An 11,855-nucleotide genomic window follows, 5' to 3' on the forward strand; every position below is an offset into this window, starting at 1 on the left:
GATACGAGCAGCGAAAGGGCCCGCCCGGCACGACGCCGGACGGGCCCTTCGACTTACCGCCTGCCTACTCGGTGACCGTCGTGATCGCGATCGGCGCGCGGCCGACGACCGCGCCCTCGTCGGTCACGATGGCGACCTCGCCCGACAGGGCGCGGCCGGCCGGGGGCACCGCCAGCGCGGTGACCGAGGCGCTGACCTTGGTCGACGCGCCGTTGGCCAGCGTGACCGGCGGGGCCGACGCGGTGACCGAGCCGAGCGCCGGGCTGAAGTACACGTCGAGGTAGTCGTACGCCGTGGTGCCCGCGGGCACCGAGTAGCCGTCCACCTTGGCCGTGTACGTGCCGGCCGCCGGGTCCGCCACCGAGATCGACTCCTCCGAGTCACCGTCGGCGTCCTGGGCGACCAGCTTGCCGTCGCGGTACAGCGACAGGTCCAGGTCGGCGGTGGCGTCGGCCGGGTTGCCGATCGTCACGTCGAGCCGCGACGAGCCCTCGGGCACGACGATCTCGTACTCCTGGCTCGCGCCCTCGGCGATCGTCGGCCGCTGGCGGTCGGCGCTGCCGAGCGGGCCGCCCTGCGCGGTCACCGTCACCGGTCCGAAGTCGTTCCTCACGGTGAACTCGGCGGTGGCCGGCTGGTTGACCGTGACGCTGGGCAGCGTGACGGCCTCGGGCGTCAGCGTGACGCCCTGGATCTTCGCGGTCACCTGGAACGGGTTGCTCAGCAGCGGCGAAGTGCGCCGCGACTCGACCTCGAGCTCCCAGATGCCCGGGATCGGGTTCTCGTACGACCGCTCCTCCGGCTTGCAGGCCGCCGCGTCGGAGAAGTTGGTGTAGCAAGCGGTGCTCGCCGTGTCCTCGACCGGCACGCCCCAAGGGTTGATCGCGATCCAGCGGGTCTGCGAGCCGGACGCGATGCCGGACAGATCCACCTGCAGCGCCTTGGCGCCCTCGGGCACGGTCACGAAGTAGGACGTGGTCGAGCTGCGGTCCACCTTGCCGGAGAACGTCGTCGCGTACGACGGCTTCCTGGTGTCCACACCGGTGACGACCGTGTTGAGCACCTCGAAGTCGACCACCGGAGTCGCCGGGTCGTCGACCTTGAGGATGGCGCTCGCAACGCCGTCGGCCGCCCGCACGACGACCGGCACGCTGACGGTCTTGTTGAGCGGCAGCACCACCAGCGGCGCGGAGACGAACGACGAGCGGTCGCCGATCCACGACAGCCTGTGCACCACCGGGGAGCTCGGGCCGCTGGTCCGGGTCAGCTTGACCGTCTGAACCTTGACCTGGCCGGGCTTGAGCCCGCCGTCGGCGACGGCGCACCGGTTGTAGATGCCCGTGCCCTGTCCCGGGGTGGCGAACAGGTCGTCGAGCGGGGTGCAGACCGGCGCGGACGACGTGTACGTCCGGGTGGCCGGCTTCTTCGCGAGCAGCTTCCAGGCGTCCGGAACGTTCAGCTGGCCGTACCCCTGCTCGTTGACCTGCTCACCTCCGATCAGGTCGGCCGAGGAGTAGATCGCGCGGCGCAGCTGCGGCGGCGACACCTTGATGCCGTTGGCCTTGGCGGCCGACAACAGCAGCGCCGCGCCACCGGTGGCCTGCGGGGCGGCCATCGAGGTGCCGTTCTGCATCGAGTAGCCCGGCGGGAGGGTGTAGGGCACGGTCGTCACGCCTGCCACGTTCTCCCACAGCGGCGACAGCGAGATCGCCGAGCCGGGGGCCGAGATGTTCGGCTTGAAGCCGCCGTCCTCGCGCGGGCCACGCGACGAGAACGGGAACAGCTGCAGCTGCTTGCGGGTCTCCGCGCCGTAGTTGGACAGCCAGGTGTCGTCCGAGACGCTGGCCGCGACGCTGACCACCTCGGTCGCGCCCGACGGCTCGCCCATCGTGTTGACGCCCGGGCCGCTGTTGCCGGCCGAGATGAACAGCTGCACGCCGTACTTGGTGATGAGCTGGTTGTAGAGCTGCGCCTGCGCGTTGCTGCCGTCGTTGAGCGCGGGCAGGCCGCCGATCGACATGTTGACGACGTCGACGCCACGGTTGATGACCAGGTCGGCCATGCCGGTGGTCAGCGCGGCGTTCGTGCAGCCGCCGCCCCACGAGCAGGCCCGCGCCGACACGATCTTGGCGCCGGGCGCCTGGCCGTCGAACGCGGCGTTGCCGAACAGGTCGTTGCCCGCGGCGATGCCCGCCACGTGCGAGGCGTGCAGGCCCTCGGGGATGCCGATGTTGACGAAGTCGGCGGTGCCCTCGGCCCCGGCCGGCGTCAGGTCGACGTCCTCGCGGTACTCGACGACGAACGGCATCCGCTCGGCGATCGCGGTGGCGGGGTTGTCGGTGCCGAAGTGGCCGACGTCGAACTTCTCCTTGTACGGGCGCATGACCGCCTCGTCGGTGAAGTCCTGGTTCTGGTTGGTGTCCACGATGATGTCGTGGCTGACCGGGTTGTAGAGGATGCCCCACGAGTCGGTGGTGTCGCCGTCGCGGTTCACGTCGCCGGCCGGCTCGGACGCGGCCGTGATGTTCTCGTTGAAGCGGTTGATCCGCCAGGTGCCCGCGGGAGCCTTCCAGCTGACGCCCAGCCACGAGAACGCCGGCCCGGTGACCTCGGTCAGCATCGGGCGCCAGGTGAGGTCGTTCTCGAGCAGCGGGTCGGTGGCGGTGACCCAGTCGGAGATCTTGCGCTCCCCGGTGGTGGTCTTCGCCAGCGCCGGGTGGTCGAGGTCCACACCGGAGTCCATGATGCCGATGGTCACGCCGCGACCGTCGTACTTCGGGTTCTTCCGCTTGAAGTCCACCGAGCCGGTCTCGTCGGTCGGCAGGTACGGGTTGGCGGCCGGCGTCGACGGGCCGGGCGCGGCGAGCTGCTTCGCCTGCTGCGCCGACTTCTCACCGGCGCTGGTCTCGGGCAGCTCGATCGTCTCGTCGAGGTCGACGGCCGCGATACCGGACAGCTTCGCGGCGGTCAGCACCTTGCCGATCGGCACCGACGCGAGCACGTAGCCGATCTGGTCGAAGCGCCGGGTCACGACGCCGCCGAGCCCTTCGATCTTCGCGGCCACCTCGGCGGACTTGCCGTTGTCGGTGGCGACGATGACCGTGACGAACTTCTTCTTCGCGGCCTCGGCCTGGGCCAGCAGGTCGGCGTCGTGCGCGCCGAGGGTGTCGGCCGGCGACTCCTTGGGGGTGGCGGGGTTGTCGGCCGCCTTCTGCAAGGCGGCGGCGACCGCGTCCGCGCCCGGCGCCGCAGCGGCCGGCAGCGCGCCGCTGAACGTCACACCGGCGGCCACACCGACGGCCAGCATCGAGGTGAACGTTCGCCGGCCCCATGTGAATTGTTGTCTCACGTACGGGTCCTCCGGAAGGAAGGCGTCCAGCGGGGGTTCACTGGGCGCATCCACCGGATCTTCCGATCGATCGGGATGGAAGTCACTACAGTCGATGACGTTGTGACGAGGCCGTGACATTGGCGCCGACGCTCGGCACGAGATCATTTCTGGTGCGTTACCGCTGGTGGAGATAATCCTCGGACGTATCGACGGATGCGAAGCCAAATGTCCTTTGCCGCCGGCACTCTATGCGATGACGCCCGATTGACCGCCCGGATCGCGCCTCCGGCGGCCTGCCTTCGCATTGATCACGACCAGCACGACGAGGACGGCGGCGATCACCTCGACCGCGGCCGGAAGCAGCGGCGTGAGCAGAATCAGCACCACGGCGACCGGGTACACGGCCAGAAGCGCGCCGCTCTGGTGCGGGCGCAGATGCAGCAACCAGACGAAGAACAGGTAGCAGGCCACCGGAACGGCGATCGCGTACGCCGCGAGGGTCGCCGAGACCTCCGCGTGGTGGGTCACGTGGTCGACGCCGACCGCGAGCCCCGCGCCGACCGCGGCCGCCGACGCGAAGATGAAGTAGTGGCCGTAACCCCACAAGATGGACGTACGCAACGACGACAGCAGCCGGTGGGCGGACCGGTCGAAATAGATCCACCACAGCGCGAAGACGATCACGATCCCGCTGATCGCGAGGGCGACCAACCCCCGCTCGGCGGACGCGTCCTGGAACGCCACCGTCGCCGCCAGCACCGACTCGCCCAGCACGATGAGCGTGAACAACCCGTACCGCTCGGCGATGTGGTGCGGGTGGTACGTCGTCGGCCCGCCCGGCGCGCGCTCCGCCCAGACCGGCACGGCGATCTCGAGCAGCGCCAGCGCCACGAACACCGGCACCGTGGCCGCCGACTCCGCGGGCAGCAGCAGCCGCAGCAACCACAGCACCTGCACGCTGGTCACCCCGACCGCGTACCGGATGGCCGTGTCGCGGCGCTGCGGGTCCGACCGGGCGGCGCGCAGCCACTGCGCGACCAGCGCGAGCCGCATGACGACGTACCCGATGGTGATCAGCGTGAAGTCGGAGTGGTCGGAGGCCGCCTCCACCCCGGCGGCGAGCACCAGGGCGCCGGCGATCTGCACCAGCGTGGTGATGCGGTAGACGTCGTCGTCGGTGTCGTACGCCGAGGCGAACCAGGTGAAGTTCATCCACGCCCACCAGATCGCGAAGAACACCATCAGGAAGCCGCGCACGGCCACGAGCACGTGCCCCTCCGCGACCGCGTGGTGCAGGGGCACGGCGGCCTGCGACACGGCGACCACGAAGCACAGGTCGAAGAACAGCTCCAGCGGCGTGGCGACGCGGTGCGGCTCGTCGGTGGGGCGGGCCCGCATCGGCGTCAGCCAGCGGCGGCTCGGTTCGGGTTCGGTGGTCCGCTCGGTGCGCATGGCGGCCACCTTCTCACCTTCCGGTGAAAGGATTCGACCTGCCCGGGGCCGTAGCATGACGGCCGTGACCGAAGGGTTCGTGCTCGGCGTCGACCTGGGTACCTCGCACACCGTGGCCATGCTGCGCCACCCCGACGGGCGCACGCGGCCGCTGCTGTTCGACGGCCTCCCGCTGCTGCCCTCCGCGGTGTTCCTCGACGCCGCCGGCCGCCTGCACGTGGGCGCCGACGCGGTGCGCCTCGGCCACGCCGAGCCCGGCCGCCTGGAACCCCACCCCAAGCGTCGCGTCGACGACGGCACCGTGCTGCTCGGCGAGGACGCGAGCGTGCCCGTGGCCGACCTGCTGGCCGCCCTGCTCGGCGCGGTCGCCCGCGAGGCCGTGGCGACCGCCGGCTTCCTGCCGCCCGCCACGCTGACGTGCCCGGCATCCTGGGGGCCGCCCCGCCGTGCGGTGCTCGTGGACGCCCTCGCGCGTGCCGGCTGGCCCGCCGGGACGCCGCTGCTGCCCGAGCCGGTGGCGGCGGCCCGCTACTTCGCCGAGGTGCTGCGCCGCCCGCTGCCGGTGGGCGCGTCGCTGGCCGTCTTCGACTTCGGCGCCGGCACGCTCGACGTGGCCGTCGTGCGCCGCGACGCGGCCTTCTCCGTCATGGCCTCGGGCGGCGCCGACCTGGGCGGGCTCGACCTCGACGCGGCGCTCGTGGACCACCTGGGCACGTCGCTGGCCGCGGCCGAGCCTGCCGCCTGGCGGGCGATCACCGAGCCGGTCACGCTCGCGCAGTGGCGTGCCCGGCAGCAGTTCTGGGAGGACGTACGCGGCGCCAAGGAGATGCTGTCCCGCAGCTCCTCCGCTCCGGTGGCGGTCCCGGGCGTGGAGCACGCCGTCCCCCTGACCCGCGACGAGCTCGAGGCCGCCGCCGACCCCCTCGTACGCCGTGCCGTGACCGAGACCGCCGAGGTGATCGCCGCCGCCGGTCTGAAGCCCGCCGACCTGGCCGGCCTCTTCCTGGTCGGCGGCTCCTCGCGGGTGCCGCTGGTGGCCCGGCTGCTGCACGGCGAGCTGGGCATCGCCCCCACGGTGCTGGAGCAGCCCGAGCTCCCCGTCGCCGAGGGCGCCACCCTCGTCGCCGCCGAAGCCGCCGCCTCGATCCCGCCGGCGACCGCACCGGACCTCGACCCGCTGCCGGCTGCTTCCCCCGAACCGGCCACGGGCGCCCCCGCCGCCGCCTCACCCGCTGCGGCCACCTCTCCCCCGCCCTCACCCTCTCCCGCCCCGGTTGCCTCCGGGGGGAGCCCGGCCGACGACCGCCACTACGCCGAGCCCGTGGATCCGTGGGCGACCGGCGAGGCCGCCGCCATCGCTGCGGGCAGCCACGCCGTGCCCGGCTCGCCCGGCGCACCCGGCTCTCCCTTCGGACCGCCGAGCGCCGAACCCTGGCTGGCCTCCGACACCCCGCCCGGGCCCGCGCCTGCCGAGCCGCGCCGGCGCCGCCGCTGGATCGCCGCCGGTGCGGCCGCGGCGATCCTGGCCGGCGCGGGCATCGCGTGGGCGGTCCGGCCCGGCCATCCGGCCCTGGACTACCACGCGCTCGGCACACCCGTTCACGTCGCTCCCGCCGTACCCATCGGCTCGGGCTGGAAAGACGCGGTCGTCCGCGGCGACCGCGCCTATCTGGCTGGCGCCGACTACGACAGCGGCAAGGTCGGCGTGGTCGCCGTCGACACCGGCTCCGACAAGCCCGCCTGGACGAACGCCGACGTCGCCGTCGCCAAGCGCTGGGAGTCGATGGTCGCGTTGCCGGACGGCGTGGTCCTGTTCAGCGCCCCCGACTACGACACCGACAAGCGCCTGATGGTGGTCCTCGACGGCGACAGCGGCGACAAGCTCTGGCAGCGCGACCTGGGCGAGCAGGACCAGGTCCGCTTCGCCGCCGACCGGGCCGTGGTCGCCGACCGCGCCGGCAAGCGCTTGACCGGCCTCGACCTGGAGACCGGCGAGCAGCGCTGGGAGCAGCCCGACCCCGGCGGGTCCTCGTCGGCGCCGACGCTGATCACCGTGACGACACCCGCCGACCTGGCCGGACCCGCCGGCGTCGGGGGCGTCCCATGGTCCGCCGATCTGGGCGACGACCCCCGGCTGGTGCAGATCACCGGCGACCGCTCCGCCCGCGTGATCGACGCCCGCAACGGCGACGTGAAGGTCGACCGGCCCAACGTCGCGAGCACCAACGACGAGGTGGTCGCCCACAACGGGCGGCTGATCGTGCGCGAGTCCGAGGGCGCCCACCGCGTGGTGGCGTACGGCCTCGACAAGCTCGACGGCGTGGACATCGTCTATTCCGCGCCGTCGTCGACCGCCCGGCTCACCGCCCTGACCGCGTGCGGCGACGACCGCGTCTGCCTGGTGCAGGGCACCGGCTACGCCGACGACAAGGCGCAGGTGGTCGCCGTGGACGTCGCCGACGGCAAGCGCCTGTGGCAGGCCGAGGCGCCCGGCGCCACCGACCTGACCCCCGTCGGGGAGGCCGTGCTGGCCGTGAGCTCGTCCGGCACCCGCCTCCTCGACGCCGACGGGCACGAGGTGTGGTCGCACGAGGCCGCCGCGGCCCGGATCGACGCCGGTAACGTGCTGGAGTTCAGCAAGCCGCTGGCCGGCTACGCCGACGACCCCGCCCTGGCCGGCCGCCACCTCGGCGACGAGCCGGTGCAGCTGGGCCCGCTCAGCGACGTCCAGACCGACACCTGCTCGTGGAACACCGCCTGGCTGGCCTGCGCCGGCAAGGAGGACTTCGTGCTGGTCGAGTTCGCCGGCTGACACGAAACGGGCGGCCTCCCCGCTGGGAGACCGCCCGTTCCTATGGCTGTGTCGTTCAGATGCGAACGCCGGACTCCGCGTTGAACACGTGGAGGCTGTTCGTCTGCGGCTTGACGTAGACGGTCTCACCCATGCTCGGCATGTGCCGCCGGTCGGTGCGAACCGTGAACCGCTCCGAACCGCCGTCGAGCTCGGCGTGACCGTAGACGTTGGCGTCGGAACCCAGGTCCTCGACCAGGTCGACGACGATCGGGAAGCCGCCCTGACCCTCCGACACCAGGTCGGCGGCCTCGGGACGGAAGCCGATGGTCACCTTGCCGTTGCCGTTCTGCGCGCCCGCGACCTGCTCGCGGGTCAGCGGCACGGCCAGCGTGCCGAAGTGGCCGCCCGCCTCGGTCAGCGGAACGGTCTTGATGTTCATGGCCGGGGAGCCCATGAAGCCGGCGACGAAGACGTTGCCGGGGGTGTCGTACAGCGCCCGCGGGGTGTCCACCTGCTGCAGCACACCGTCGAGCATGACGGCCACGCGGTGGCCCATCGTCATGGCCTCGACCTGGTCGTGGGTCACGTACACGGTCGTGACGCCCAGCTTGGCCTGCAGCGTCGCGATCTGCGAACGGGTCTGGACGCGCAGCTTGGCGTCGAGGTTCGACAGCGGCTCGTCCATGAGGAACACCTGCGGCTCACGCACGATCGCGCGGCCCATCGCCACACGCTGGCGCTGGCCACCGGAGAGCGCCTTGGGCTTGCGGGACAGGTACTCGTCGAGCTGCAGGAGAGCCGCGGCCTCCTTGACCCGGCGGTCGATCTCGGCCTTCGAGGTCTTCCGCAGCTTGAGGGCGAACGCCATGTTCTCGTACACCGACATGTGCGGGTAGAGCGCGTAGTTCTGGAACACCATCGCGATGTCACGCGACTTCGGCGGGAGGTTGGTGACGTCCTTGCCCTCGATGAGGATCCGACCCCGGTCGACGTCCTCGAGGCCGGCGAGCATGCGCAGCGAGGTCGACTTGCCACAACCGGAGGGACCGACCAGAACGAGGAACTCCCCGTCGCCGATCTCGAGGTTCAGCTCGTTGACCGCGGGACGCTCGGCGCCCGGGTAGATCCGCGACGCGTGATCGTAAGTAACGGTGGCCATAGTGAACCAGACTTCCTTTCCACCGGCAGGAACGTGCCGGACGATCCGAGTGGAGGAACAGCCCTGTAAACGTAAAGGTTTTTACGCACCGTGCCAAGGTGGCCGGCAAGTTCCCAGCCGTTATGCTGGCCCCCACGCCCCTGTAGCTCAGATGGCCAGAGCACCCGTCTTGTAAACGGGAGGTCGTCGGTTCGATCCCGACCGGGGGCTCGTCGGGGGGCTCACCCTGCTCGCACACAGCGCGAGCCGGGCCGCCTCGCATTCTCACCTGGGGGCCGAGCCCCCAGACCCCACGGTGCGATGGTCACCCCGGGGGATTCGGTTACGCAGCGTAAAGCGCAGCGCGCGCGCCAGCAAAAAACCCGGCCCAGGCTTGGGGGATCTCCTTGCGACGGCGGCCAGAGCGAATCGCAACGAAAAGGGAGACGCAACCCGCCTTTTGGTTGCGTCTCCCTTTTCGTTGCGATTCGCTCTGGCCGCCGCCGCGAGGAGATCCCCCAAGCCCCCACCGCAACCATCGCCAGGGAGATCTCCGCAGCGATGGCCGGGGTCTGGGGCAGCGCCCCTGGGTCTTATCCCCCGTGAGTCCGCCGCCGAGCCACCTCAGCAAGCGTCACAGCAGCAGCCACCGAAGCGTTCAAAGACTCCACATCCGAGGCCATCGGAATAGAAACCCGCAGGTCACAGGTCTCCCCCACGAGGCGCGACAATCCACGCCCCTCGGATCCCACGACGACCAGCAGAGGCCCCACGGCGGCCTCCAGCTCATAGAGGTCGGTCTCCCCGTCGGCGTCGAGGCCGATCGCCGTGAACCCCTGCTGCTGCGCCGCCTTGATGGCGCGCGTCAGGTTCACCACCTGCGAGACCGGCACCCGGGCCGCCGCGCCCGCGCTCGTGCGCCAGGCGGTCGCGGTGATCCCCGCGGCGCGGCGCTCGGTCATGAACACGCCGTGGCCGCCGAAGGCAGCGACCGACCGGATGACGGCGCCGACGTTGCGCGGGTCGGTCACGCCGTCGAGGGCCACCAGCAGCGGCGCGGTCTGCTCCAGCGCCGCGGTCACCATGTCGTCGTAGTTCTCGTAGGCGAACGGCGGCACCTGCAGGCCGATGCCCTGGTGCAGCACGCCGCCGGTCATCCGGTCGAGCTCGTTGCGGCCGATCTCGAGGATCGGGATGCCGCGGTCGCCGGCGGTGCGGACGATCTCGGCGACCCGCTCGTCGATGTCGATGCCCTGCGCCACGTAGAGCGCCGTGGCGGGCACCGCGGCGCGCAGCGCCTCGACCACCGGGTTGCGGCCGAGCAGCAGCTCGGGGCCTTCCTTGGTGGGGTTGGAGCGCCGGCCGGGAGCGACCCGCGGGCCGCTGCGGCCGCGCTGCGGGGCCTGCCGCCCGTACGCCCGGCCGCCGCCCCGGCCCCACGTCGTGTCCTTGCTGCCGGGGACGCCCACCTTGGGCGCGCGGCCCTCGGCGGCCGCCGCACGGCGTTCCTTGTCCTGCTTGCGGGCGGTCTTGTCGGGCAGTTTCTCGGTGCCCGAGTAGCCCTTGTGCCAGGGCCGCTCGTCGGCGGGCAGGGTGCGGCCCTTGCCCTTGAGCCCGGAGCGGTTCTTGCCGCCCGACCCGCTCGGGGCGCCCTTCTTGGCGACGACCCGCTTGCTCGCGTTGCGTGAGTTGCCCGGCATCAGTGCTCTCCTACCGTCCAGCGCGGCCCGGCCGGAGTGTCCTCCACCTGAATTCCCGCGTTCTTGAGCTGGTCGCGCACCGAGTCGGCCGCCGACCAGTCCTTGCGTGCCCGCGCCTGCGAGCGTTGCTCGAGGGCGAGCTTGACCAGCGAGTCGACGACCGGTTTGAGGTCGCTCTGCGTCGCGCCGCCGGTCCAGACCTCGTCGAGCGGGTCGAGCCCGAGCACGCCGAGCATCGCGCGCACGGCGGTGAGCGCCCCGCGGATGCCGGCCTCGTCGCCCGCCGCGAGCGCGGTGTTGCCCTCGCGGATGCAGTCGTGCACGACGGCCAGCGCGGCCGACGTGTTGAGGTCGTCGTTCATCGCCGCGGCGAACGCGGGCGGCACGTCCTTGGGGCGGCCCGGACCGACGATCTCGGCGGCCCGGTGCACGAAGCCCTCGATCCGGCGGTAGGCGACCGCGGCCTCGCTCAGCGCGTCGTCGGAATAGTCGATGCGGGAGCGGTAGTGCGGGGTGCCGAGGTAGTAGCGCAGCTCGACGGGCCGGATGCCCTGCGCCCGCACCGACGCCAGGTCGATCACGTTGCCCAGCGACTTGCTCATCTTGGCCTCGCCGAGGTTGAGCAGCGCGTGGTGCACCCAGTGCCGGGCGAACGGCAGACCGGCCGAGCGGGACTGGGCGATCTCGTTCTCGTGGTGCGGGAACGTCAGGTCGAGCCCGCCGCCGTGGATGTCGAACTCGTCGCCGAGGTAGCGACGGGCCATCGCGGAGCACTCGATGTGCCAGCCGGGGCGGCCGCGGCCCCACGGGGACGGCCACGACGCGTCGCGCGGCTCGTCGGCCTTCACGCCTTTCCACAGCGCGAAGTCGCGGTAGTCATGCTTGTCGGGCTCGCCGCCGTCGGACGGCGGGCGCATGTCGTCGGGGTTCTGCCCCGAGAGGGCGCCGTAGTCCGCATAGGAGGGCACGTCGAAGTACACGTCGCCGGTGCCGCCGGCCGCCGGGTAGGCGTGCTCGCGCCGGATCAGTTCCTCGATCAGCTCGTGCATCTCGGGGATGTGCGCGGTCGCCAGCGGCTCGTAGGTCGGCGGCAGCACGTTGAGCGAGCGGTAGTCGGCGTCGAGAGCCAGCCTGTTCTCATACGCGATGGCCCAGAACGGGCGGCCGGAGGACTGCGACTTCTCGAGGATCTTGTCGTCGACGTCCGTGACGTTGCGGACGAACGTGACCTCGTAGTTGGTGTGCAGCAGCCAGCGGCGCAGCACGTCGTAGTTCACCGCGGAGCGCAGGTGACCGATGTGCGGCGAGGACTGCACGGTGAGGCCACACAGGTAGACACCGACCTTGCCGGGCGTCATCGGGACGAAGTCCCGGACCGATCGGGTCGCGGTGTCGTACAGGCGGATACTCACCCGACAAGGGTACCGGCCCCGCCAAGCG

6 protein-coding genes and 1 tRNA gene are annotated in these 11,855 nt (G+C 71.7%); 2 read left to right on the forward strand and 5 right to left on the reverse strand.

Features of this window, described 5'->3' with window-relative positions:
- Positions 1-64: 64 nt before the first annotated feature.
- A complete protein-coding gene (locus ACSNN8_RS10530; RefSeq protein ID WP_436648465.1) occupies positions 65-3,307 on the reverse strand; it encodes a S8 family serine peptidase in 3,243 nt (1,080 codons plus the stop codon).
- A 270-nt stretch (positions 3,308-3,577) separates the two neighbouring features.
- Entirely contained in the window at positions 3,578-4,783 is a 1,206-nt protein-coding gene (locus ACSNN8_RS10535) for a low temperature requirement protein A (protein ID WP_436648466.1), read from the reverse strand.
- A 55-nt stretch (positions 4,784-4,838) separates the two neighbouring features.
- Between ACSNN8_RS10535 and ACSNN8_RS10540 the strand changes: the two genes are divergently transcribed.
- Entirely contained in the window at positions 4,839-7,595 is a 2,757-nt protein-coding gene (locus ACSNN8_RS10540) for an Hsp70 family protein (protein WP_436648467.1), read from the forward strand.
- Positions 7,596-7,650: 55 nt separating this feature from the next.
- Here the strand turns inward: ACSNN8_RS10540 and ACSNN8_RS10545 are convergent, their stop codons facing one another.
- Positions 7,651-8,736, reverse strand: a complete 1,086-nt coding sequence (locus tag ACSNN8_RS10545; RefSeq protein WP_436648468.1) for an ABC transporter ATP-binding protein — start codon at positions 8,734-8,736, stop codon at positions 7,651-7,653.
- A 136-nt stretch (positions 8,737-8,872) separates the two neighbouring features.
- Here ACSNN8_RS10545 and ACSNN8_RS10550 point away from each other — a divergent pair.
- A tRNA-Thr gene (locus tag ACSNN8_RS10550) sits at positions 8,873-8,946 on the forward strand.
- 362 nt (positions 8,947-9,308) lie between these two features.
- Here the strand turns inward: ACSNN8_RS10550 and rlmB are convergent.
- Both rlmB and cysS read right to left on the reverse strand, forming a co-directional pair.
- On the reverse strand, positions 9,309-10,415 hold the full coding sequence (gene rlmB, locus ACSNN8_RS10555) for a 23S rRNA (guanosine(2251)-2'-O)-methyltransferase RlmB (protein WP_436648469.1): 1,107 nt from the start codon (positions 10,413-10,415) through the stop codon (positions 9,309-9,311).
- Positions 10,415-11,827, reverse strand: coding sequence for a cysteine--tRNA ligase (gene cysS / locus ACSNN8_RS10560; RefSeq protein ID WP_436648470.1), 1,413 nt, complete (start codon positions 11,825-11,827; stop codon positions 10,415-10,417). The genes rlmB and cysS overlap by 1 nt, the downstream gene beginning before the upstream one ends.
- Positions 11,828-11,855 lie beyond the last annotated feature (28 nt).

Source organism: Actinoplanes sp. URMC 104 (assembly GCF_051386375.1).
Taxonomy (GTDB): domain Bacteria; phylum Actinomycetota; class Actinomycetes; order Mycobacteriales; family Micromonosporaceae; genus Actinoplanes.